The sequence below is a fragment of the Citrobacter sp. RHBSTW-00859 genome (genome assembly GCF_013729795.1).
GTDB lineage: Bacteria > Pseudomonadota > Gammaproteobacteria > Enterobacterales > Enterobacteriaceae > Citrobacter > Citrobacter braakii.
On sequence record NZ_CP056284.1, the window covers coordinates 3497597 to 3521960 of the forward strand.

Consider the following 24364-nt stretch of genomic DNA (forward strand, 5'->3'; position numbering starts at 1 on the left):
ACCCAGGGGGAACACTTGCAGGGTAAAGCACTCCAGGATTTTGTAATCGACAAAATTGATGACCTGAAAGGTCAAGACATCATCGCCTTAGACGTTCAGGGCAAATCCAGCATCACTGATTGCATGATTATCTGCACCGGTACATCCAGCCGTCACGTTATGTCTATTGCAGACCACGTGGTTCAGGAGTCCCGCACTGCTGGCCTGCTGCCGCTCGGCGTGGAAGGCGAGAATGTCGCTGACTGGATCGTCGTTGACCTCGGCGATGTGATTGTCCACGTGATGCAGGAAGAGAGTCGTCGCCTGTATGAACTGGAAAAACTCTGGAGTTAATGCGTGAAGCTGCAACTTGTCGCTGTGGGTACGAAAATGCCTGACTGGGTACAAACCGGATTTACCGAGTATCTCCGTCGGTTTCCGAAAGATATGCCCTTTGAGCTGATCGAAATCCCGGCAGGAAAGCGCGGCAAGAACGCGGACATTAAACGCATTCTCGACAAAGAGGGTGAGCAGATGCTGGCTGCCGCAGGCAAAAACCGCATCGTCACCCTTGATATCCCGGGTAAACCCTGGGACACGCCGCAGCTGGCGACCGAACTGGAGCGCTGGAAACTGGACGGTCGTGACGTCAGCCTGTTAATTGGCGGGCCTGAAGGTCTCTCTCCTGCCTGTAAAGCGGCAGCGGAACAAAGCTGGTCACTCTCTGCATTAACCCTTCCACACCCTCTTGTTCGGGTTCTGGTCGCGGAGAGTCTGTACAGGGCGTGGAGCATTACCACCAACCATCCTTATCACCGTGAGTGATCATTGATTCTTGAGTAGATTAAGCAGCGGATGAAACTACAGAATTCTTTTCGCGACTATTCGGCTGAGTCCGCGCTGTTTGTGCGCCGGGCGCTGGTCGCTTTTTTGGGGATTTTGCTGCTAACCGGCGTGCTGATCGCCAACCTTTATAATCTGCAAATCGTTCGCTTCACTGATTATCAGACCCGTTCGAACGAAAACCGCATCAAACTGGTGCCTATCGCGCCGAGTCGCGGCATCATTTATGACCGCAACGGAATTCCTCTCGCCCTTAACCGCACCATTTATCAGATAGAAATGATGCCGGAAAAGGTAGACAACATTCAGGATACCCTCGACGCGCTGCGTAACGTCGTAGACCTGACGGACGACGATATTGCTGCCTTTAAAAAAGAGCGCGCCCGTTCACACCGTTTCACCTCAATTCCGGTAAAAACCAACCTGACTGAAGTTCAGGTCGCACGCTTTGCCGTGAATCAATATCGCTTTCCTGGGGTCGAAGTTAAAGGCTATAAACGCCGCTATTACCCATACGGCTCTGCGCTGACCCACGTAATTGGCTACGTATCGAAGATCAACGATAAAGACGTAGACCGCCTGGACAAAGACGGCAAACTGGCTAACTACGCGGCAACGCATGACATCGGCAAGCTGGGTATTGAACGCTATTATGAGGACGTGCTTCACGGCCAAACCGGGTATGAAGAAGTTGAAGTGAACAACCGCGGCCGCGTCATTCGCCAGCTGAAAGAAGTGGCGCCGCAGGCCGGGCACGATATCTATCTCACCCTTGATTTGAAACTCCAGCAGTATATTGAAACGCTGCTGGCGGGCAGCCGTGCCGCCGTGGTGGTTACCGACCCGCGTACCGGTGGCGTTCTGGCGCTGGTATCTATGCCGAGCTATGACCCGAATCTGTTCGTGGATGGTATCTCCAGTAAAGATTATTCCGGGTTGCTCAATGACCCGAACACCCCCTTGGTTAACCGCGCCACACAGGGTGTTTACCCCCCTGCTTCGACGGTTAAACCTTACGTTGCGGTTTCTGCGTTAAGCGCAGGTGTCATCACCCGCAATACCGGCCTGTTCGATCCGGGCTGGTGGCAGCTACCGGGCTCTGAAAAACGTTACCGCGACTGGAAAAAGTGGGGGCACGGCCATCTGAATATCACCCGCTCTCTGGAAGAGTCCGCGGATACGTTTTTCTATCAAATCGCCTATGATATGGGGATTGACCGGCTTTCAGAGTGGATGAGCAAATTTGGCTACGGCAAATATACGGGCATCGATCTTGCCGAAGAACGCTCCGGCAATATGCCAACCCGCGAGTGGAAGCAAAAACGGTTTAAAAAGCCATGGTATCAGGGTGATACCATTCCCGTCGGCATCGGCCAGGGTTACTGGACAGCAACCCCAATCCAGATGAGTAAAGCGCTGATGATCCTTATCAACGACGGTTTGATAAAAGTCCCGCATCTGTTGATGAGCACGGCAGAAAACGGCAAGCAGGTGCCGTGGGTACAGCCGCACGAACCGCCCGTTGGCGATATTCATTCTGGTTACTGGGAAATCGCGAAAGACGGTATGTACGGTGTTGCGAACCGCCCTAACGGAACTGCACATAAGTATTTTGCTGGCGCGCCTTACAAAATTGCGGCGAAATCCGGTACCGCGCAGGTCTTTGGCCTGAAAGCTAATGAAACCTATAACGCGCATAAGATCGCCGAGCGTTTACGTGACCACAAGCTGATGACGGCCTTCGCCCCCTATGATAAACCCCAGGTCGCTGTCGCCATGATCCTTGAAAACGGCGGTGCGGGTCCGGCAGTGGGTACCATTATGCGCCAGATCCTTGACCATATTATGTTGGGCGACAACAACACCAATCTGCCTGCGGAAAACCCAGCGGTTGCAGCAGCGGAGGACCAATAATCGTGACGGATAATCCGAACAAAAAAACATTCTGGGACAAAATCCACATCGATCCCACAATGTTGCTTATTTTGCTGGCTCTTCTGGTTTACAGCTCACTGGTCATCTGGAGCGCCAGCGGCCAGGATATTGGCATGATGGAGCGCAAAGTCGGCCAGATCGCAATGGGCCTGGTCATCATGGTAGTGATGGCGCAAATTCCCCCCCGGGTGTATGAGGGCTGGGCGCCCTATCTCTATATCTTTTGCATCATTCTGTTGGTGGCGGTAGACGCCTTCGGCGCCATTTCCAAAGGTGCGCAGCGCTGGCTGGATTTGGGTATCGTGCGTTTTCAGCCTTCTGAAATTGCCAAAATCGCCGTGCCGCTGATGGTTGCGCGCTTTATTAACCGTGACGTTTGCCCACCATCGCTAAAAAATACCGCCATTGCGCTGGTGCTGATTTTTATGCCCACGCTGCTGGTCGCCGCCCAACCAGACCTCGGCACTTCAATTCTGGTCGCCCTTTCCGGTCTGTTTGTCTTGTTCCTTTCTGGTTTGAGCTGGCGCTTAATCGGCGTTGCGGTGGTTCTGGTCGCGGCGTTTATCCCGATACTGTGGTTCTTCTTGATGCATGATTACCAGCGTCAGCGCGTCATGATGCTGCTCGACCCGGAAACCGATCCGCTGGGCGCGGGTTATCACATAATTCAGTCTAAAATTGCTATTGGCTCCGGCGGGTTACGCGGCAAAGGCTGGCTGCATGGTACACAATCGCAGCTTGAGTTTTTACCCGAACGCCACACCGACTTTATCTTTGCTGTCTTAGCGGAAGAGCTGGGTCTGGTGGGGATCTTGATTCTGTTGACGCTCTACATTTTGCTGATTATGCGCGGATTATGGATCGCTGCCCGCGCGCAAACCACCTTTGGTCGCGTCATGGCGGGTGGCTTAATGTTGATATTATTCGTTTATGTCTTCGTAAATATTGGTATGGTGAGCGGTATTCTGCCCGTGGTTGGGGTTCCACTCCCACTGGTCAGTTACGGAGGCTCGGCACTTATCGTGCTGATGGCCGGGTTCGGGATTGTTATGTCGATCCACACCCATAGAAAAATGTTGTCGAAAAGCGTGTAAGGGGTACGCAATGCGTAAGCAGTGGCTTGGTATCTGCATCGCAGCAGGAATGCTCGCGGCGTGTTCGAGTGATGATGGTCAGCAACAGGTTGCTGTCGCGCCGCAGCCTGCGGTGTGTAATGGTCCGATTGTTGAAATCAGCGGGGCCGATCCGCGCTTTGAACCCCTGAACCCAACGGCGAATCAGGACTACCAGCGTGATGGTAAAAGCTACAAAATCGTGCAGGATCCCTCCCGCTTTAGCCAGGCCGGACTTGCCGCTATCTATGATGCGGAACCAGGAAGCAACTTAACCGCGTCTGACGAAGCGTTCGATCCGATGCAGCTGACCGCTGCGCATCCGACGCTGCCAGTCCCCAGCTATGCCAGAATTACCAATCTGGCGAACGGCAGGATGATCGTCGTGCGCATTAACGATCGCGGGCCTTATGGCAACGATCGCGTGATTTCACTTTCGCGCGCCGCAGCCGATCGTCTGAACACCTCCAACAACACTAAAGTGCGTATCGACCCAATCATCGTCGCCCCGGATGGTTCATTGTCCGGACCGGGTATGGCTTGTACCACGGTCGCGAAACAAACTTATGCCTTGCCTGCGCGTCCTGATTTAAGCGGTGGCGGCAATATGGGAAGCATGCCTTCGCCATCGGATGCAGGTCAGCCGCAAGGCGATATTCGTCCGATCAGCAATTCCACGCTGAAAAGCGATGATCCAACCGGTGCGCCAGTAAACAGCAGTGGATTCCTCGGTGCGCCAACCACGCTCGCATCAGGCGTGCTGGAAAGCAGCGAGCCGACTCCGGTGCCGCAATCGACAACCACCGCACCGGTCACGTCAACCGCGCCGGCAACAACACCAGCAGCCGTCACAGCCCCTGCGCCTGCGGCAACTGCCAACGGACGCTATGTGGTTCAGGTTGGCGCCGTCAGCGAGCAGTCGCGCGCGCAGCAGTATCAAAAGCGTTTAAGCCAGCAGTTTGGCGTTCCTGGCCGGGTGGTACAAAACGGCGCAGTCTGGCGTATCCAGATGGGGCCGTTTGCCAGCAAAGCTGAAGCCTCCACATTGCAGCAGCGTCTTCAATCCGAGGCGCAATTACAGTCCTTCATCACCGGCGTGTAATAACGTAAATCAGGTATCTGAACTGTCAGTTTCTGTAAATGACATTAACAAAGTCACGCGGAAAGTCAGATGCCTGCCAGTTATGCATTTGCTATAGTAGGGCACTTTTTTTAATTTCATCACGGACGTCGTAGTTCAGACCATGAAGACCACTTTTTCCGCTCGTTTCGTGCAGCGTATGGCGCTCACCGCGGCTCTCTGCGCAGCCTCTCTCTCTGCTGCCCATGCCGATGACCTGAATATTAAAACCATGATCCCGGGTGTTCCGCAGATCGATGCGGAGTCGTATATCCTGATTGATTACAATTCAGGTAAAGTTCTGGCAGAACAGAACGCAGACACTCGCCGCGACCCCGCCAGTCTGACCAAAATGATGACCAGCTACGTCATCGGCCAGGCGATGAAAGCCGGGAAATTCAAAGAAACCGATCTGGTCACCGTCGGCAATGACGCATGGGCTACGGGCAACCCGGTCTTCAAAGGTTCATCGCTGATGTTCCTCAAGCCAGGCATGCAGGTTCCTGTTTCTCAGCTGATCCGTGGTATTAACCTGCAATCCGGAAACGACGCGTGCGTGGCGATGGCAGACTTCGCAGCCGGTAGCCAGGATGCTTTCGTCGGCCTGATGAACAGCTATGTGAATGCGCTGGGCCTGAAAAACACCCACTTCCAGACCGTTCATGGTCTCGATGCTGACGGTCAGTACAGCTCGGCTCGCGACATGGCGATGATTGGTCAGGCTCTGATTCGCGACGTGCCTAACGAATACTCTATCTATAAAGAAAAAGAGTTCACCTTTAACGGCATTCGTCAGTTAAACCGCAACGGCCTGCTGTGGGATAACAGCCTGAATGTCGACGGTATCAAAACCGGTCACACCGATAAGGCTGGCTATAACCTCGTTGCATCCGCAACCGAAGGCCAGATGCGTCTGATCTCCGCCGTTATGGGTGGTCGCACCTATAAAGGCCGAGAAACCGAAAGTAAAAAACTGCTGACCTGGGGCTTCCGTTTCTTCGAAACCGTGAACCCGTTGAAAGTGGGTAAAGAATTTGCCTCAGAACCTGCCTGGTTTGGTAACACCGATCGTGCGTCGTTAGGCGTTGATAAAGACGTCTACCTGACCATTCCGCGCGGCCGCATGAAAGACCTGAAAGCCAGCTATGTGTTGAACACCACTGAACTGCACGCCCCGCTGCAGAAAAACCAGGTTGTCGGCACTATCAACTTCCAGTTAGATGGCAAAACCATTGAACAGCGTCCGCTGGTGGTGCTGCAGGAAATCCCTGAAGGCAACTTCTTTGGGAAAATCATTGATTACATTAAATTAATGTTCCATCACTGGTTTGGCTAAAAATCGAACACTTGAAAGTGTGATTTACGTCCCCATATACTAGGTATCCAGATAACTCCCACGCGCAGTGGGAGTTATTATTTTTTGATGTAACGCCGGAGCTGACATGAAAACCAAACTTAACGAACTGCTTGAATTCCCTACTCCATTTACTTACAAAGTAATGGGGCAGGCGTTGCCTGAGCTGGTTGATCAGGTGGTTGAAGTGGTACAGCGCCATGCGCCAGGTGATTACTCTCCGACGGTAAAACCGAGCAGCAAAGGCAACTACCACTCGGTCTCAATCACCATCACTGCTACACACATTGAGCAGGTTGAAACGCTGTACGAAGAATTAGGCAATATCGATATCGTACGCATGGTGCTGTAAAAACCTGTCGGTTACCCGCTGCATCCCCGCTCGGGTAACCCCTCCCCCCTGTGATATACTTTTCCCCTCTTTAACATTCTCTACGGAGATGCCGTTTTGTATCAGGATAAAATTCTGGTCCGCCAGCTCGGTCTTCAACCTTACGAGCCAGTCTCTCTGGCCATGCATGAATTTACCGATACCCGTGATGAAAACAGTCATGATGAAATCTGGCTGGTAGAGCATTATCCTGTCTTCACCCAGGGTCAGGCAGGTAAAGCTGAGCACGTATTGATGCCGGGATATATTCCGGTGATCCAGAGCGATCGTGGCGGTCAGGTGACCTACCACGGGCCAGGCCAACAAGTCATGTATGTGCTGTTGAACCTGAAGCGTCGTAAACTTGGCGTTCGCGAACTAGTTACGCTGCTGGAGCAAACCGTCGTGAATACCCTTGCGGAAATAGGCATTGACGCCCACCCGCGAGCCGATGCGCCTGGCGTATACGTGGGTGAGAAGAAAATCTGCTCTTTGGGATTACGTATCCGTAAAGGATGTTCATTTCACGGCTTAGCGCTCAACGTGGATATGGACTTGTCGCCTTTCCTGCGTATCAATCCTTGTGGTTATGCCGGGATGGAGATGGCGAAAGTATCGCAGTGGGATAGCACGGCCACGACCGAGAGCATTCGCCCCCGCCTGCTGGCCAACATCTTCGCGCTGTTGGGTAACCCACCGCACGAGTACATTGCGGACTGAAAATACGGTCATAGTTTGCCACGGCATATGTTGTGGCAAATGGCACAAAACAACAACTATTTTACATTTTGCCAGCCTGTCAGGCTGCTTTCTGGCCCGTTTCAATGATATACTGCGTATCACTAATTCAAAAATAGTTGATAAATGCAACATTCCCTTGAATTGAAACGCTTTCCTTCGTAATTCGCAACTGGAACACGCAAGCTATGAGTAAACCCATTGTGATGGAACGCGGTGTTAAATACCGCGATGCCGATAAGATGGCTCTTATCCCGGTAAAAAATGTGGCAACAGAGCGTGAAGCCCTGCTGCGTAAACCGGAATGGATGAAAATAAAACTGCCAGCGGACTCCACTCGCATCCAGGGCATCAAAGCGGCAATGCGCAAAAATGGCCTGCACTCTGTCTGCGAAGAAGCTTCCTGCCCTAACCTGGCTGAATGTTTCAATCACGGAACAGCAACCTTTATGATCCTCGGCGCAATCTGTACTCGCCGTTGCCCATTCTGTGACGTTGCCCATGGCCGTCCGGTTGCTCCTGACGCCAACGAGCCGTTAAAACTGGCTCAGACGATTGCGGACATGGCGCTGCGCTATGTCGTGATTACCTCCGTTGACCGCGACGATCTGCGTGACGGCGGCGCTCAGCACTTTGCTGACTGCATCACCGCGATTCGTGAGAAAAGCCCGTCGATTAAAATCGAAACGCTGGTGCCTGACTTCCGTGGCCGTATGGATCGCGCGCTGGATATCCTCACAGCCACGCCGCCGGACGTGTTTAACCACAACCTCGAAAACGTACCGCGTATTTATCGTAATGTACGCCCTGGGGCTGACTACTACTGGTCGCTGAAGCTTCTGGAACGCTTCAAGGAAGCGCACCCGGAGATTCCGACCAAATCGGGTCTGATGGTGGGTCTGGGTGAAACTAATGCTGAAATCATTGAGGTCATGCGCGACCTGCGCAGCCATGGCGTGACCATGCTGACGCTGGGGCAGTATTTACAGCCAAGCCGCCATCACCTCCCGGTTCAACGCTATGTAAGCCCGGATGAGTTCGATGAGATGAAAGCAGAAGCCATGGCTATGGGCTTTACCCACGCTGCTTGCGGTCCATTCGTGCGCTCTTCATACCATGCTGACATGCAGGCCAAAGGGCTGGAAGTGAAGTAATCGTGTAATACTCACTTACATATCAGCAATAAAAAACCGGCAAATCGCCGGTTTTTTTCATGCAGAGTTTGCAGTATTACTCTTTATGAGAAAGCTTCTCAGCCTGAACGCTACCATCAGCCTCTTTCTTGGCATCGGCATTATCGTCGTTCATTGCTTTCTTGAAGCCCTTGATTGCCGTCCCCAGGTCTCCACCCAGAGTACGTAACTTCTTGGTACCAAACAGCAGAACAACCAGTGCGGCAACCACCAGCAGTTTGGTAATACTAATCTCACCCATAGATACCTTCTTGACTTAAACCAGGCTACATAAAGCGCCATATTAACCTGAGAATATTAACGGCCTTTCGACGCGCGCACACAATAGCAATCTGTAACAAGGTGAATCAAGCCTTGTTTAAAAAAACGTCATAATAATTGCGGTGGCGCAAAGCGTCGGTTACTTAACACCGGAAGTTGTGCCCTGACCTGCCTGACCCGCTCGGCGGAAACCTCGGCCATAATGAGCGCGGGCGTTTCAGCCGCCGCCGCAATAGTCACGCCAAAGGGATCGATGACCCGGCTTTGGCCGATATTCTTGTTGCCGCATTCTCCAGCCGCAACCAGATAACACGTGGCATCCAGCGCTCTTGCCGCCAAAAGCGTGGCCCAATGATGCTCTTTTAACGATCCCCGCACCCAAGCCGCAGGTAAAACGAGAATCTCAGCCCCCTGCAACGCGTGCGCCAGCGCCAGCTCAGGGAAGCGCAGGTCATAGCAGGTCATTAGCCCTACTTTTGATCCGCCTACGTCCAGCAGCGGCGCTATGGCGTCCCCTGCATCGACATTACGTGACTCCTGAATCGAAAAGGCGTCATAGAGATGTAATTTAGCGTAATGGGCCACTACCCGACCAGCCCGTAGCGCCACCAGCATGTTAAATGCCCGGCCAGGCACAGAGGGAACATGAATCGTCAGGATTGTCGTCATCTCATTTTGTGCGCTTTCTCGCAACAAACGCGTAAGAAACCCACCTTCCAAAAGCTGAGCTGATTTCACTGACAGGTCAGGGTCTAAATCGTCACGCGCCAGCAATGCCTCCGGTAATACCAGTAGCGACGCCCCCTCTCCTGCAGCCTGAGACATCAGTAAGGCGCAGGTTTCTGCATTTTTTTCCCATGAAGGTCCCACGGCAAATTGCCCTGCTGCAACGAACATATTCCCTCCAGAAAACTTTGTTAAGCTCGCCAACAACAATTATTCAGCGTTACACTCACCCTCTATACAATCAAATAGCAGGATTACGCAGTGTTACAACTCCTTTTAGCAGTTTTTATCGGTGGTGGCACAGGTAGCGTAGCAAGATGGATGTTGAGTATGCGGTTTAACCCGCTGCATCAGGCCATTCCATTCGGTACGCTGGCTGCAAACTTACTTGGCGCATTTATCATTGGTATGGGTCTGGCATGGTTTAATCGCATGACAAATATTGACCCAATGTGGAAGGTGCTGATTACTACAGGCTTTTGCGGGGGACTGACAACGTTTTCCACTTTCTCTGCTGAGGTAGTGTTTTTACTGCAGGAAGGACGCTTTGGTTGGGCTATGGTGAATGTACTGGTTAATCTGTTGGGATCATTCGCGATGACCGCCCTGGCATTCTGGTTGGTATCTGCTTCTCCCGCACATTGAAGCGAAAAAAACCCGCAATTAAGCGGGTTTTGAATGCTTGCTGTCGTATGCTTACAGAGCGATTACGTTTGCAGCAGAAGGGCCTTTGGCACCGTTAGTGATTTCGAACTCTACACGCTGACCTTCAGCCAGAGTTTTAAAACCATTGGTCTGGATTGCAGAGAAGTGTACGAACACATCTTTGCTGCCATCTTCCGGAGTAATGAAACCGAATCCTTTGGACTCATTAAACCACTTAACGTTACCTTTAATCTTAGACATCAAAATTACCTTTACATGAAAAATAGACACAAATGCTGTGTCGGGTATCAGTACAACAATTGTGGTGCACTTTGTCCAGTCGAACTTTATCAAAAAGTGATAAATGTCGCGTTATTTTTCAGTTAAACTTCCTATCACTATGTTTTTAAAAGACTTTCCAATAAACTACCTGACAATACAGGTAGTCCATCAAAACTGGAACCGCATCCACGCAAAGTAGACGTTGCCGTTGTTATACGTTCCAGGAATGTAGGTCATCTGAAACGTTGCCGGGCCATAACCAATTGATGCCAGAGGTAACAGCACCGGTACCGGAATGTAGTTCCAGTTATCACGCGCGGTGAAACCGGCGGTAAAGCCGAGACCTGTATGGAAGTTTTCATCAGCCAGCGGTCGCCAGGTTTTTTCCCAGCCATAGCCGCCAATGGGTTCCCATTTATTGTAGGAATCCTTAAACGCCATGATATAAAGTCCGTGCCAGTTACCTTTATCATCCCAACGGGATTGACCAAATCCTGCACCCCACGGCCGTTCATTGTAGCGATCCGTTTTTTCTTTATCGTAGGCAAAACGCGCATGCCAGGTAATAGCAGGTACATACAGATCATAATGTTCCGGCTGCTGCCAGGTTTCACTGACATTATCTTTAAAAGTAGCAAACCAGCCTTTATCTTCAGCAGCAGCCTGGGAAGTGAAAGCTAACTGAATAAAAATAAATGAAAAAATGAGAAAATATCGTTTAGCGAAAATCACAACTTAATTACCATCCTGGGATTTATTATTAATTTTAGCAAACCCAACCTTAATGTCAGCTTAACAAAAATGCGCAAATAAAAAATCAGAATATTCCTCAGCCTATAACCTACCCCTTTATTTACTGAGCCATTTCATAGGAACTATTTTCTCTTTATTGCCAATAAATTGTGCTTTCCTGCGGCGAGAGTTAAATAACATCACAATAAATTAACAATAAAGCATCAATATCACCACAAAACACACACACCAACGCTGCGCTTCACAGTTTTTTATTGTGATATTCTTTTTTTAATCGCGATGCTGAAAAAACGGCTTAGCCATCGCTTGAATCCGTATTTTTATTGATTTCAATCAGCAAGAGTTATCGGTTTATTAGGCACATTCTGTCACCACTTTTTACTTTTTTTAGTTTTTTAACTTTCTGGGCAGCAATGCGACAGGGGAAACAATGTTGACATTTATTGAACTCCTTATTGGGGTTGTGGTTATTGTGGGTGTAGCGCGCTACATCATTAAAGGTTATTCCGCGACAGGCGTACTGTTTGTCGGCGGTCTGGTTTTGCTGATTATCAGTGCGTTGATGGGCCATAAAGTTTTGCCGTCTAGCGCAGCAACAACGGGCTATACGGCAACAGACATTGTTGAATATATTAAAATTTTGCTGATGAGCCGTGGCGGCGATCTCGGCATGATGATTATGATGCTGTGTGGTTTTGCCGCCTACATGACGCATATTGGCGCGAATGATATGGTGGTTAAGCTGGCCTCTAAGCCGCTGCAGTATATCAATTCACCTTATCTGCTTATGATTGCCGCCTATTTTGTCGCCTGCCTGATGTCCCTGGCGGTCTCTTCAGCAACCGGTCTGGGCGTATTGCTGATGGCGACATTGTTCCCGGTCATGGTTAACGTTGGGATTAGCCGTGGCGCCGCAGCGGCCATTTGCGCCTCCCCAGCCGCTATTATTCTTTCGCCAACATCCGGTGATGTAGTGCTGGCTGCAAAAGCCGCGGAAATGCCGCTGATCGATTTCGCGTTTAAAACCACGCTGCCAATTTCCATTGCCGCCATCATTGCTATGGCGATTGCCCACTTTTTCTGGCAGCGTTATCTGGATAAAAAAGAGAACATTTCTCATGAAATGTTAGATGTGGCTGAAATTACCACTACCGCCCCGTCGTTTTACGCCATCTTGCCATTTACCCCGATCGTTGGCGTCCTGATTTTCGATGGAAAATGGGGCCCACAGCTGCATATCATTACGATTCTGGTGCTGTGCATGCTCATCGCTGCTGTACTGGAGTTCGTACGAGGATTCAACACCCAGAAGGTTTTCTCGGGTCTGGAAGTCGCCTACCGTGGTATGGCGGATGCCTTTGCTAACGTGGTGATGCTGTTAGTCGCGGCGGGCGTTTTTGCCCAGGGTCTGAGCACAATCGGCTTTATTCAGAGTCTGATTTCTATCGCCACCTCGTTTGGCTCCGCGAGCATTATTCTGATGCTGGTACTGGTGATCCTGACTATGCTGGCGGCAATGACCACGGGGTCCGGTAACGCACCGTTCTATGCCTTCGTTGAGATGATCCCGAAACTGGCGCACTCTTCTGGCATTAACCCGGCTTACCTTGCTATCCCGATGCTGCAGGCATCAAACCTTGGACGCACAATCTCTCCGGTCTCCGGTGTGGTTGTCGCTGTCGCAGGGATGGCAAAGATCTCTCCGTTCGAAGTAGTGAAACGTACCTCGGTTCCGGTACTGGTTGGACTGCTGGTTGTGATTATCGCAACTGAAGTGATGGTGCCGGCGACGTCCGCCCTGATTGGCGGTTAACGATAACTGTCAGCATCTGACCTTGATACGCAAAATCATTTAAGCTGCATCAAGGCGGCAAGTGAAGACATCCCCAGTACCATAGATAATTATGTGACTGGGGTTTCTTCACGCCGCCCACAAAGAGGCAGCTTCAAGGATGACGTGAATTAGCCGCCGTGATAAATACGCTGCGGCCTCCCCACCTTACCGTGAATAATCTCCGCAATAATCAAATGACGGCTGGCACAGTACTCCAGGTAGCGCCTGGAGGTGGTACGGCTGATAGTGAGCGCCTGGGCGATCGTTTCCGCAGTATGATGTACCGTCGGATCGGCAAATAATTTCAACACCGCATTCAGCGTTAACGCATCAATTCCGGTCGGCAAATCGCCTTTCGGTTCGCCGCGCGCATAAGCATTAAACATTTCATCAATCTGCTTTTGACTGGCGCTGTCATTACCGGCCAACATGCGTCTGCGCTGTTGATAACGCGTCAGCGTCTGTCCCAGGCGCTCGTAGGCAATGGGTTTGACCAGATAATCAAACGCGCCGCTGCGCACGGCCTCGGAGACCGTTTCCATGTCGCTGGCCGCCGTGGTAAACACCACGCCCCCCGGATAACGCGTCTGGGTTAGCTCATGCAACAACGTAATTCCCTTGCCGTCCGGCAAGTAGTTATCGAGCAGAATCAAACCGGGCTTAAAACGCTCAATCATCATCCTCGCTTGCGCAAGATTACCCGCCAGCCAAATCTGGCTGAAGCCGGGTATATGGCGGATATATTCAGCATGCATTTCCGCCAGTAGCGTTTCATCCTCAACGATCAATAGCGTTAATGGTTCCGTCATTATTTTTTTTCACTTTCGGAAGAAATAAAGAAAATAAGGTGCCGCAGGGGGAGTTATCTTCGAGTGTAATCACCCCGTTACAGCGCCTCACATAACTTGCAATCAGATACAAACCGATGCCATGTTCACCTGGTTCATCGGTACGGGTGCTCACACCCTGTTCAAATATTTTTTCACGCAATGCTTCCGGTACACCGCATCCCTGATCGGCAACTTCGATGATCACGTCATCCCCTTCATCGCTCAAATAGAGTTCGACGATCTTGTTGCCTTGCTGGGTGCGCAAGCTCGCTTCAAATGCATTATCAAGCAGATTGCCAACAATTGCTGCAAACTCTGTGCTATCCAGCCCCTCAGGGAGTTGATGCAGTTGACTGCCAGGAACGATAGTCATAGTGAGGCCCAGTTCACACGCACGCTGCACCTTGCCAAACAACAGACCGGCTACCTGACGATCGGCAAACGCGCCGCGCAGGCTGTCAATCAGTTGCTGTTGCGCCTGCGACTCCCCCTGCACCATTGCCAGCACCCGGTCATACTCTTTCATTTGCAGCAGGCCATTAATGGTCGACATCCAGTTAAGGTGTTCATGACGCAGCGTTCTCAGGCTCTCTACATACTGTTTGATCTGCGTTAATTGCGCATTAAGAGTAGCAATTTCATCTTTACTACGAAAACTGATGATTGCCCCAAGCAGTTCATCGCCGGAGCGAATCGCCTCACGGTTAGCGATAACGCTCAGGCCATTAAAGTTCACCATCGCGTCCTGTCGTTTTTCCGCAATCTGCTGGGTGAAAAAGTCAGTCGGCTGAACCACCTCACTAACCGGTTTTCCAAGCCACTTTCGTCCAGGCGAAGACAGCCCCAGCATTTTCCTCGCGCTGCGGTTTATTGCGGTGATATACCCATCAGGGTCCACGGCGATCAAACCTTCATATACCGAGCTGAATAGCGCTTCCTGCTGACGCACTACCCGCGCGATTTGCTTAGGCTCCATCCCCAACATCTGCCGGCGAATATGGGCGGCAAATAACCAGGAGAGCAGCATAAGTACCAGCAACAGCAGGATAAACACCCCTGCCATTGGGAGTAAAAAGTCCGATCGCCAGCTATCGATCTTACTGATCAGATAGCCAATTGAGACCACGCCAATGATTTTGCCATCGTCATCAAAGATGGGCGTTTTGGCGCGCATCGCCATCCCAATCGACCCTTTGCCGGTAATAAAGTAACTTTCCCCTCTTTCCAGCGCGCCGGGTTTGGTGAACTGCATCGGGTAGCCAATTTTTTCCGGATTTGGGTGGTAAAGGCGGACAGAGTTGGTATCCCCGATCACCACATAGTCGAAGTCAGTCCCGCTCTGCAGTTTGTCGGCAATGGTCGCCAGACGCTTGTAATCACGATGCTTCACCGCCGCGATGATACTGTCGTTAGAGGCGATGATTTTGGCCTGGTTCATCGCCATATCGCGGACATGCGTTGCCAGATAATCTTCAAAACTGGCGGTAAAGTATTGTGCTAACGCGGCGATAATAAAAACAGAAACGACCAAAATAAGCAGAAAGATACGCAATGGAAACGCCAGACTGCGAAAAAAAGGAAACCGTGTTTTATTTTTCTGCTCTGCCATATTTCTTCCTCAGCGACGATACCCGAAACTTATTTCTCATTGTAGTTGTAATAAAAATGTTTTATTTGCAAGTCGCGGTATAAAACAGGATCGTTGCAGATTCCCCACCTTAAATCAATTAAACAAATTAAAACCACACGCTATTTCGGAGTTAAATTAATTAAAAAACTTAAAACCATAAAACACATTAAAACCTTCTAACTTATTGTGAAATAAATCAAAAATTACCTCCAAAATACTCCTTACGATGTATGCAGCAGGGAAAAAAAGAAATACTCCGTAATAAAAAAACATTCCCTTCAATTGCAAACAAGAAGTTATCAGGTTGCTAAACAGAGCAACAAAAACAGAAACCCAGTAACAAATATAGCATCGGGGCTCTATTCACTATGTTCGGTAATAATATATTCACGCAAGTTAAACGCTCAGAAAATAAAAAGATGGCGGCTATCGCGCAATTTCTGAAAGAGAATGATTTGAGCGTTGATACAACTGTCGAAGTATTTATCACCGTCACCCGTGATGACCGCCTGATTGCCTGCGGTGGCATTGCCGGCAATATCATAAAGTGCGTCGCCATCTGCGAATCCGTAAGGGGTGAAGGCTTAGCGCTGACGCTGGCGACCGAGTTAATCAACCTCGCCTATGAGCGCCACTGTACTCACCTCTTCATCTATACCAAAACCGAGTACGAGTCGCTGTTTAAGCAGTGCGGTTTTTCTACGCTGACCAGCGTTCCCGGCATTATGGTGCTGATGGAAAACAGCACCACACGTCTGAAACGCTACGCTGAATCACTGGCGAAACAGCGCCATGAAGGGAAAAAAATTGGTTGTATCGTCATGAACGCCAACCCCTTCACCAACGGACATCGTTTTCTGATCCAACAAGCAGCCGCGCAATGTGACTGGCTGCATCTGTTTTTGGTGAAAGAAGATACCTCGCGTTTTCCGTATGAAGACCGACTGGATCTGGTGCTTAAAGGGACAAAAGACATTCCACGTTTAACCGTTCATCGCGGTTCGGAATACATCATTTCCCGCGCCACATTCCCGTGCTACTTCATCAAAGAGCAGAGCGTTATTAACCACTGCTATACCGAAATAGACCTGAAAATCTTCCGCCAGTATCTGGCCCCGGCTCTTGGCGTCACGCACCGCTTCGTCGGTACCGAGCCGTATTGCACCGTCACCTCCCAGTACAACAACGATATGCGCTACTGGCTGGAGACCCCAACGCTTCCCGCCCCACCGATTGAACTGGTGGAAATTGAGCGGCTGTGCTTCCAGGAGATGCCGATTTCCGCCTCCTGGGTGCGCAAGCTGCTGGTTAAAAAAGATCTCACGGCTATCGCATCCCTGGTCCCTGACGCCACGCTGCACTATCTGCAAAGCATGGTTGAGCGGGCCTCATCGGGTGCGGCAGTCCGCCAAAATACCCCCGCATTAGCAACAGGTGAAAAATGAAAATAAACCAGGCAGCCGTCGCAGGCACACTCGAGTCCGGTGATGTGATGATTCGCATCGCCCCACTCGATTCGCAGGATATTGACCTGCAGGTTAACAGTAGCGTCGAAAAGCAGTTCGGTGATGCCATCCGGGCCACCATTCTGGACGTTCTGTCCCGCTACAACGTACGCGGCGTGCAATTAAATGTTGATGATAAAGGCGCACTGGACTGCATTTTACGTGCGCGACTGGAAGCACTACTGGCCCGCGCTGGCGGTATTCCTGCACTGCCATGGGAGGATTGCCAGTGATTAGTGAATCTTTGCAGCAACGTAAACCCCGTACCCGCCGCAGCATGCTGTTCGTACCGGGCGCCAATGCCGCCATGGTCAGCAACTCGTTCATCTATCCGGCAGATGCGCTGATGTTCGACCTGGAAGACTCCGTCGCGCTGCGCGAGAAAGATACTGCTCGCCGTATGGTGTACCACGCGCTGCAGCATCCGCTGTATCACGACGTTGAAACTATCGTGCGCGTAAACGCCCTCGACTCCGAATGGGGCATTAACGATCTCGAAGCCGTGGTACGCGGCGGCGCTGACATCGTGCGTTTACCGAAGACCGATACCGCGCAGGACGTCATCGACATCGAAAGCGAAATCCTGCGTATCGAGAAAGCCTGTGGCCGTGAGCCCGGCAGTACCGGTCTGTTAGCTGCCATCGAATCGCCGTTAGGCATTACCCGCGCGGTAGAAATTGCCCACGCTTCCGAGCGCCTGATCGGTATTGCACTGGGTGCGGAAGATTATGTGCGTAACCTGCGTACTGAGCGCTCTCCGGAAGGGACTGAACTGCTGTTTGCCCGCTGCTCTATTTTGCAGGCGGCACGCTCTGCCGGCATTCAGGCGTTCGACACCGTTTATTCCGATGCCAACAACGAAGCGGGTTTCCTGCATGAAGCCGCACACATCAAGCAACTGGGTTTTGACGGTAAGTCGCTCATCAACCCGCGCCAGATCGAGCTCCTGCACAACCTGTACGCGCCGACACGCAAAGAGCTGGCTCACGCGCGCCTGGTCGTGGAAGCCGCTGAAGCCGCCGCTCGCGAAGGCCGTGGCGTAGTTTCCCTGAACGGCAAAATGGTCGACAGCCCGGTTATCGAGCGCGCCCTTCTGGTTATCTCCCGTGCAGAACTTTCCGGCATTCGCGAAGAATAAGGCAAAAAAATGACGCAGAAAATCGAACAGTCTCAACGCCAGGATCGCGTGGCGACCTGGAGCCGTCATGCAGAAAGTGAGCTTTCCGCTTATCAGAGCACCGCAAAAGTAGAATTACAGGCGCAAAAACCGCGCGACAAGAAGCTGTGCGCTAACCTGGAAAACGCCATTCGTCGTTCAGGTTTACAGGATGGCATGACTATCTCTTTCCACCACGCTTTTCGCGGTGGCGATCTGACGATTAACCTGGTGATGGACGCCATCGCCAGAATGGGCTTTAAAAATCTGACGCTGGCCTCCAGCTCCCTGAGCGACTGCCATGCTCCGCTGGTTGAGCACATCCGTCAGGGCGTGGTCAGCCGTATTTACACCTCCGGGCTGCGTGGCCCGCTGGCGGAAGAGATCTCCCGTGGCCTGCTGGCCGAGCCTGTGCAGGTCCACTCCCATGGCGGCCGTGTACACCTGGTGCAAAGTGGCGAACTCAGCATTGATGTGGCATTCCTCGGCGTACCGTCCTGTGACCAGTTTGGTAACGCTAACGGCTATACCGGTAAAGCGTGCTGTGGTTCACTGGGCTATGCCCGCGTCGATGCCGAAAATGCAAAACAGGTTGTCCTGCTGACTGAACAGCTGCTGACCTATCCGCATAACCCGGCCAGCATTACGCAGGATCAAGTGGATCTGATTGTACAGATCGATCAGGTCGGCGATGCGGACAAAATCGGTGCTGATGCGACACGCATGACCACCAACCCGCGTGAACTGTTAATCGCCCGTAGCGCGGCAGACGTCATTGCTAACTCCGGTTACTTCAATGAAGGCTTCTCACTGCAGACAGGAACCGGCGGCGCTTCTCTGGCCGTTACTCGTTTCCTGGAAGACAAGATGCGCAGCCGCGATATCCGTGCTGACTTCGCGCTGGGCGGCATCACCGCTACCATCGTTGACCTGCACGAAAAAGGCCTGATTCGCAAACTGCTGGACGTACAGAGCTTTGACCGTAACGCGGCTGAGTCGCTGGCCCGCAATCCAAACCACATTGAGATCAGTGCCAACCAGTATGCCAACTGGGGCTCAAAAGGCGCCTCCGTCGATCGTCTGGACGTCGTGGTGCTGAGTGCGCTGGAAGTTGATACCAGCTTCAACGTTAACGTACTGACCGGTTCTGACGGCGTACTGCGCGGCGCATCCGGCGGTCACTGCGATACTGCGGTTGCCGCTGCGCTTTCCATCATTGTCGCTCCGCTGGTTCGCGGACGCATCCCGACGCTGGTTGATAACGTCCTGACCTGCGTAACCCCGGGCTCCAGCGTAGACATCCTGGTCACTGACCACGGTATCGCCGTTAACCCTGCGCGTCCGGAACTGGCTGAACGTCTGAAAGAAGCCGGTATGAAAGTGGTGTCCATTGAATGGCTGCGCGAACGTGCACAGCAGCTCACCGGTCAGCCACGCGCTATCGAATTCACCGACCGCGTGATTGCCGTTGTGCGTTACCGCGATGGCTCGGTGATTGACGTTGTGCATCAGGTGAAGGAATAAGCCATGCGCCTGCTCCCTGAACACGCCACCCAACACGCGGTTTCGATTCCCGAGCTGCTCGCCAGCCGGGATGAGAGACAAGCAAGGCAACATGCCTGGCTGACGCGTCATCACGCGCCACTGGTCTCATTTACCGTGGTCGTACCGGGTCCGATTAAAGACAGCGCATTAACCCGTCGCATCTTTAATCACGGCGTAACCGCCCTGCTCGCGCTGGCGGAAAAATCCACCTGGATTATCAGGGAGCAAACGGCGCTGGTTTCTGCCAGCGGTCCGGAAGGTCTTTTGTCTATTGAGGCCCCGGCCCACGATCTCAAGCTCGCCACGATTGAACTTGAGCATTCACATCCGCTGGGACGGTTATGGGACATCGATGTCCTGACCCCTGATGGGGAAATTCTGTCCCGACGTCATTTCGCACTCCCTGCCCGCCGCTGTCTGCTGTGCGAGCAAAGCGCTGCCGAATGCGCGCGGGGTAAAACCCACGCGCTTTCCGACTTACTCTCTCAGATGGAGGCACTGCTGCATGATGCCGATTCCCGCAACATCAACCAATAACGCAGTCCTTCCTCTGGATCTGCCTGACGCTTACGCAACGCTTGCGTGGCGGGCCATGTTGACTGAAGTCAACCTGTCGCCCAAACCGGGTCTGGTGGATCGTATTAACAACGGCGCACATAAAGATATGGCGCTGGAAGATTTTCATCGCAGCGCTGAAGCAATTCAGGCCTGGCTGCCGCGTTTTATTGAATATGGGGCGTTTAGCGCACAGCTGTCGCCCGAAGATGTGTTGAAAGGACTGCGCCCACTGGGTATGGCCTGCGAAGCCGATATGTTTCGCGCCACCGAGGGGGTAAACACCCATAAAGGGAGCATCTTTTCACTGGGGCTGCTGTGTGCCGCCATTGGCCGCCTGCACCAGCTCCAACTGACTGTTACCGCTGAAACCCTTTGCTCAACGGCAGCAACATTTTGCCGTGGCCTGACCGAGCGCGAACTGCGCCAGAACAATCAACAACTCACGGCTGGCCAACGTCTTTATCAGCAACTGGGATTAACCGGCGCACGGGGCGAAGCCGAAGCGGGATACCCGCTAGTCATCCAGCATGCCCTGCCGCACTACCGCGCACTGCTGGCTCAGGGCCGCGATCCTGAACTGGCGCTACTCGACACGTTATTGCTGCTGATGTCTATCAATGGCGACACCAACGTGGCTTCACGTGGCGGCGCAGAAGGTCTGCGCTGGCTACAGCAGCAGGCCACAACTCTATTGCAGCAAGGGGGGATTCGCACCCCTGCCGATCTCGAATACCTGCGCCAGTTCGACCAACAGTGCATTGAACGCAACCTCAGCCCAGGAGGCTGCGCCGATCTGCTGATCGTCACCTGGTTCTTAGCTCAGATTTCACAAGTTCATCATTATCACAATTAAAGATCCTTTCCGGAGAATCACACACATGTCTTTAGCAAAAGATAAAATATGGAAATTACTGGCCCCATTGGTCGTAATGGGCGTCATGTTTCTTATCCCTGTCCCTGATGGAATGCCCCCGCAGGCCTGGCACTATTTTGCCGTTTTCGTGGCAATGATTGTCGGGATGATCCTGGAGCCAATCCCGGCAACAGCGATAAGCTTTATCGCCGTAACGATCTGTGTCATCGGCAGCAACTATCTGCTGTTTGATGCTTCAGAGCTGGCCGACCCGGCGTTTAAAGCGGGTAAGCAAGCGCTGAAATGGGGTCTGGCAGGCTTCTCCAGCACTACCGTGTGGTTGGTGTTTGGCGCGTTTATCTTCGCGCTGGGCTATGAAGTCACCGGTCTGGGTCGTCGTATCGCGCTGTTCCTGGTAAAATTCATGGGTAAGCGCACCCTGACGCTGGGCTACGCGATTGTCATCATCGACATTCTGCTGGCGCCGTTTACACCGTCCAACACCGCGCGTACCGGTGGTACCGTATTCCCGGTTATCAAAAACCTGCCGCCGCTGTTTAAATCATTCCCGAACGATCCGTCCGCGCGCCGTATCGGCGGATATCTGATGTGGATGATGGTAATCAGTACCAGCCTGAGCTCCTCTATGTTCGTTACCGGTGCTGCACCTAACGTGCTGGGTCTGGAATTCGTCAATAAAATTGCCGGTATTCAAATCAGCTGGTTGCAATGGTTCCTCAGCTTCCTGCCGGTTGGTATTATTTTGCTGATCGTTGCTCCGTGGCTGTCCTATGTTCTTTACAAGCCAGAAGTTACTCACAGTGCTGAAGTTGCCGCGTGGGCTGGTGATGAACTGAAAACCATGGGTAAACTGACGCGTAAAGAGCTGACCCTGATCGGTCTGGTTCTGCTCAGCCTGGGTCTGTGGGTCTTTGGCGGTAAACTGATTGATGCGACCGCTGTGGGTCTGCTGGCAGTCTCGCTGATGCTGGCGCTGCACGTTGTCCCGTGGAAAGACATCACCCGTTATAACAGCGCATGGAACACCCTGGTTAACCTCGCCACGCTGGTCGTTATGGCGAATGGTTTAACCCGTTCAGGCTTCATCGACTGGTTCGCCAACACGATGAGCTCGCACCTGGAAGGCTTCTCGCCTAACGCGACCGTGATCGTTCTGGTGCTGGTGTTCTATTTTGCTCACTACCTGTTTGCCAGCCTTTCCGCACACACCGCCACCATGCTGCCGGTTATTCTGGCCGTCGGCAAAGGCATCCCGGGCGTTCCGATGGAACACCTGTGTATCCTGCTGGTACTGTCCATCGGTATCATGGGCTGTCTGACTCCGTATGCAACTGGCCCTGGCGTTATTATTTACGGCTGCGGTTATGTGAAGTCCAAAGACTACTGGCGTCTGGGTGCTATCTTCGGCGTTATCTACATCTCTATGCTTCTGCTGGTCGGCTGGCCGATTCTGGCAATGTGGAGCTAATCATTCGGGTTCCCGCCTGATGAAAATGATGCCAGTCAGCTAAACCTGACTGGCATTTTTTATGATTAAATAGATGATATTCAGAATTTATATAAGTATCCGAAATCATCATGACATCAACATGGCGTTATTCTTCGCTGCTGGCAGCACTTCTGCTCCCAGTTTCTGCGGCTCAGGCCGATGAACTTCAGGCAAAACAGTACGCTGATTTTGACAGCTACGTGCTGGCCCTCTCCTGGCAAACCGGATTTTGTCAGAGCCAACACGAGAGAAATCGTCAAGAGCCCGACGAATGTCGTCTGCAAAAAGAGAGCGCGGACAAAGCAGATTTCCTGACCGTTCACGGTTTATGGCCCAGCCTGCCAAAATCCATCGCCGCCCGTGGAGTAGACAACCGCCGCTGGATGCGCTTTGGCTGCGCGACTCGCCCTATCCCCAACCTGCCTGAAGCGCGCGCCAGCCGTAAATGCGCGGCTCCCGACACGGGCCTGTCACTGGAAAGCGCGGCAAAACTCAGTGCCGTAATGCCCGGTGCCGGCGGGAGATCCTGTCTGGAACGTTACGAATATGCCAAACATGGCGCCTGTTTCGGTTTTGATCCCGACGCATACTTCGGCACGATGGTACGGATGAATAATGAGGTTAAGAACAGCGAGGCTGGCAAATTCCTCGCGGAAAACTACGGCAAAACCGTCAGCCGCAGCGCATTTGACGCCGCCGTCGCTAAAAGCTGGGGCAGAGAGAACGTCAAAGCCGTGAAGCTAAGCTGCCACGGCAATCCGGCCTATCTCACAGAAATCCAGTTGTCCCTGAAAGCCGACACCATTAACCAGACGTTATCCGCACAGTCATTCTTACCGCAACCGCATCCGGGTAACTGCGGTAAAAAGTTTATTATCGACAAAGTGGGATACTGAAAATAACGACCGGCGCGGCAAGCTGGCGTCGGTCCATATGGTTAGCGTTTTGAACGGGCATCCGGGCGAATTAAATCAAAGCGGTGTGTTTCACTGATCGAATAATACGCCGTTGGCCCGCCCGCACGCAGTACCGGTTTTGCTTTCGCCGTCTGGTAGATGCCGCCTTCCAGTAGCGTTTCATCAATATGGATACCCACCACTTCTCCCAGCACCAGCCAGGTTTCAACAGGCGAACCATCAGCGGTGGTCAGTTGCAGACTTTGCGATAAGCGACACTCAAAATTGACCGGGCTTTGCGCCACGCGCGGCACGCTGACTATCCGACTATCTGCTTTGCTAAGCCCGGCGGCAAAAAACTCATCCTCGCCGTGAGGCAAGCTGGCTGACGTTTCGTTCATCGCGCTGGCCAGCTCAAGAGTCGTCAGATTCCAGACAAACTCACCGGTGTCGATAATATTCTGCACGCTATCTTTCCAGCCGCTACTGGCGAAACCGATAATCGGCGGATGATAATTAAAGCAGTTAAAGAAACTGTACGGTGCAAGGTTATGCCGACCGTCGCTGTCGCGGGAGGCAATCCAGCCAATAGGGCGCGGTCCAATGATGGCATTCAGCGGGTCATGCGGTAAGCCGTGTCCTTGTGATGGTTGATAGAAATACATAGCGTTCTCTGTTGAAGTTAACATCAGCGCAGCACAAATTATGCTTCGCTCATCTCCCTGGAAAAAGAAGA

At 52.2% G+C, this 24364-nt stretch carries 26 protein-coding genes; 19 read left to right on the top strand and 7 right to left on the bottom strand.

From position 1 onward, the window contains the following. The first annotated feature begins 15 nt into the window (after positions 1-15). The 9 genes from rsfS to lipA all read left to right on the top strand — a co-directional run bounded on the left by rsfS (position 16) and on the right by lipA (position 8605). Positions 16-333: a ribosome silencing factor gene (rsfS, locus tag HV302_RS17495; RefSeq protein WP_003022728.1), complete on the top strand. Its 318-nt coding sequence runs from the start codon at positions 16-18 to the stop codon at positions 331-333. Between the two features lie 3 nt (positions 334-336). Continuing rightward, complete coding sequence (gene rlmH, locus HV302_RS17500) at positions 337-804, top strand: 23S rRNA (pseudouridine(1915)-N(3))-methyltransferase RlmH (RefSeq protein WP_003022725.1); 468 nt, start codon at positions 337-339, stop codon at positions 802-804. Positions 805-834: 30 nt separating this feature from the next. Further along, positions 835-2736 (top strand): peptidoglycan DD-transpeptidase MrdA, encoded by a 1902-nt coding sequence (gene mrdA, locus HV302_RS17505; protein WP_016152233.1) that lies wholly within the window; start codon positions 835-837, stop codon positions 2734-2736. 2 nt (positions 2737-2738) lie between these two features. Then, complete coding sequence (gene mrdB, locus HV302_RS17510; RefSeq protein ID WP_006685529.1) at positions 2739-3851, top strand: peptidoglycan glycosyltransferase MrdB; 1113 nt, start codon at positions 2739-2741, stop codon at positions 3849-3851. Positions 3852-3861: 10 nt separating this feature from the next. After that, positions 3862-4971: an endolytic peptidoglycan transglycosylase RlpA gene (gene rlpA / locus HV302_RS17515; protein ID WP_181626354.1), complete on the top strand. Its 1110-nt coding sequence runs from the start codon at positions 3862-3864 to the stop codon at positions 4969-4971. A gap of 142 nt (positions 4972-5113) precedes the next feature. Then, the gene (gene dacA, locus HV302_RS17520; protein WP_003022711.1) at positions 5114-6325 is read left to right on the top strand and encodes a D-alanyl-D-alanine carboxypeptidase DacA; all 1212 of its coding nucleotides are present in this window, start codon (positions 5114-5116) and stop codon (positions 6323-6325) included. 106 nt (positions 6326-6431) lie between these two features. Next, positions 6432-6695, top strand: coding sequence for a DUF493 family protein YbeD (ybeD, locus tag HV302_RS17525; protein ID WP_003022706.1), 264 nt, complete (start codon positions 6432-6434; stop codon positions 6693-6695). A gap of 96 nt (positions 6696-6791) precedes the next feature. Continuing rightward, the gene (gene lipB, locus HV302_RS17530) at positions 6792-7433 is read left to right on the top strand and encodes a lipoyl(octanoyl) transferase LipB (RefSeq protein WP_181626355.1); all 642 of its coding nucleotides are present in this window, start codon (positions 6792-6794) and stop codon (positions 7431-7433) included. A 206-nt stretch (positions 7434-7639) separates the two neighbouring features. Then, positions 7640-8605 carry a lipoyl synthase gene (lipA, locus tag HV302_RS17535; RefSeq protein WP_181626356.1) on the top strand — a complete coding sequence of 322 codons (966 nt, stop codon included), beginning with the start codon at positions 7640-7642 and terminating at the stop codon, positions 8603-8605. A 76-nt stretch (positions 8606-8681) separates the two neighbouring features. Here lipA and tatE read toward each other — a convergent pair whose 3' ends face one another. Both tatE and HV302_RS17545 read right to left on the bottom strand, forming a co-directional pair. Beyond that, positions 8682-8885 carry a twin-arginine translocase subunit TatE gene (tatE, locus tag HV302_RS17540; protein ID WP_016152230.1) on the bottom strand — a complete coding sequence of 68 codons (204 nt, stop codon included), beginning with the start codon at positions 8883-8885 and terminating at the stop codon, positions 8682-8684. 128 nt (positions 8886-9013) lie between these two features. Beyond that, positions 9014-9802, bottom strand: a complete 789-nt coding sequence (locus HV302_RS17545; protein WP_181626357.1) for a deaminated glutathione amidase — start codon at positions 9800-9802, stop codon at positions 9014-9016. A 90-nt stretch (positions 9803-9892) separates the two neighbouring features. Between HV302_RS17545 and crcB the strand changes: the two genes are divergently transcribed. Next, positions 9893-10276 (top strand): fluoride efflux transporter CrcB, encoded by a 384-nt coding sequence (gene crcB / locus HV302_RS17550; RefSeq protein WP_003831281.1) that lies wholly within the window; start codon positions 9893-9895, stop codon positions 10274-10276. Between the two features lie 51 nt (positions 10277-10327). Here crcB and cspE read toward each other — a convergent pair whose 3' ends face one another. Both cspE and pagP read right to left on the bottom strand, forming a co-directional pair. After that, positions 10328-10537 (bottom strand): transcription antiterminator/RNA stability regulator CspE, encoded by a 210-nt coding sequence (gene cspE / locus HV302_RS17555; protein WP_000034825.1) that lies wholly within the window; start codon positions 10535-10537, stop codon positions 10328-10330. 189 nt (positions 10538-10726) lie between these two features. Beyond that, positions 10727-11290 carry a lipid IV(A) palmitoyltransferase PagP gene (pagP, locus tag HV302_RS17560; protein WP_016155963.1) on the bottom strand — a complete coding sequence of 188 codons (564 nt, stop codon included), beginning with the start codon at positions 11288-11290 and terminating at the stop codon, positions 10727-10729. Between the two features lie 451 nt (positions 11291-11741). On the opposite strand from pagP, the gene dcuC reads away from it, so the two are divergent. Next, a complete protein-coding gene (gene dcuC / locus HV302_RS17565) occupies positions 11742-13124 on the top strand; it encodes an anaerobic C4-dicarboxylate transporter DcuC (RefSeq protein WP_016152227.1) in 1383 nt (460 codons plus the stop codon). Positions 13125-13273: 149 nt separating this feature from the next. Here dcuC and dpiA read toward each other — a convergent pair whose 3' ends face one another. Both dpiA and dpiB read right to left on the bottom strand, forming a co-directional pair. Further along, entirely contained in the window at positions 13274-13954 is a 681-nt protein-coding gene (gene dpiA, locus HV302_RS17570) for a two-component response regulator DpiA (RefSeq protein WP_016152226.1), read from the bottom strand. Beyond that, positions 13923-15584, bottom strand: coding sequence for a sensor histidine kinase DpiB (dpiB, locus tag HV302_RS17575; protein WP_181626359.1), 1662 nt, complete (start codon positions 15582-15584; stop codon positions 13923-13925). The genes dpiA and dpiB overlap by 32 nt, the downstream gene beginning before the upstream one ends. A gap of 389 nt (positions 15585-15973) precedes the next feature. Here dpiB and citC point away from each other — a divergent pair, with 389 nt between their 5' ends. The 8 genes from citC to rna all read left to right on the top strand — a co-directional run bounded on the left by citC (position 15974) and on the right by rna (position 23628). Continuing rightward, on the top strand, positions 15974-17050 hold the full coding sequence (citC, locus tag HV302_RS17580; RefSeq protein ID WP_016152224.1) for a [citrate (pro-3S)-lyase] ligase: 1077 nt from the start codon (positions 15974-15976) through the stop codon (positions 17048-17050). Continuing rightward, positions 17047-17343: a citrate lyase acyl carrier protein gene (gene citD / locus HV302_RS17585; RefSeq protein ID WP_003831276.1), complete on the top strand. Its 297-nt coding sequence runs from the start codon at positions 17047-17049 to the stop codon at positions 17341-17343. The genes citC and citD overlap by 4 nt, the downstream gene beginning before the upstream one ends. Next, a complete protein-coding gene (locus HV302_RS17590; RefSeq protein ID WP_016152223.1) occupies positions 17340-18248 on the top strand; it encodes an aldolase/citrate lyase family protein in 909 nt (302 codons plus the stop codon). The genes citD and HV302_RS17590 overlap by 4 nt, the downstream gene beginning before the upstream one ends. Before the next feature lie 9 nt (positions 18249-18257). Then, entirely contained in the window at positions 18258-19790 is a 1533-nt protein-coding gene (gene citF / locus HV302_RS17595; RefSeq protein ID WP_155574051.1) for a citrate lyase subunit alpha, read from the top strand. 3 nt (positions 19791-19793) lie between these two features. Then, positions 19794-20348: a citrate lyase holo-[acyl-carrier protein] synthase gene (citX, locus tag HV302_RS17600; RefSeq protein ID WP_153646825.1), complete on the top strand. Its 555-nt coding sequence runs from the start codon at positions 19794-19796 to the stop codon at positions 20346-20348. Next, complete coding sequence (gene citG / locus HV302_RS17605) at positions 20317-21222, top strand: triphosphoribosyl-dephospho-CoA synthase CitG (protein ID WP_181626360.1); 906 nt, start codon at positions 20317-20319, stop codon at positions 21220-21222. Before citX ends, citG begins: the two co-directional genes overlap by 32 nt. 25 nt (positions 21223-21247) lie before the next feature. After that, on the top strand, positions 21248-22711 hold the full coding sequence (citT, locus tag HV302_RS17610) for a citrate/succinate antiporter CitT (protein WP_016152219.1): 1464 nt from the start codon (positions 21248-21250) through the stop codon (positions 22709-22711). A 110-nt stretch (positions 22712-22821) separates the two neighbouring features. Next, positions 22822-23628 carry a ribonuclease I gene (rna, locus tag HV302_RS17615; RefSeq protein ID WP_181626361.1) on the top strand — a complete coding sequence of 269 codons (807 nt, stop codon included), beginning with the start codon at positions 22822-22824 and terminating at the stop codon, positions 23626-23628. Positions 23629-23669: 41 nt separating this feature from the next. Here rna and HV302_RS17620 read toward each other — a convergent pair whose 3' ends face one another. Further along, positions 23670-24293, bottom strand: coding sequence for a flavin reductase family protein (locus HV302_RS17620; protein ID WP_047359504.1), 624 nt, complete (start codon positions 24291-24293; stop codon positions 23670-23672). Positions 24294-24364 lie beyond the last annotated feature (71 nt).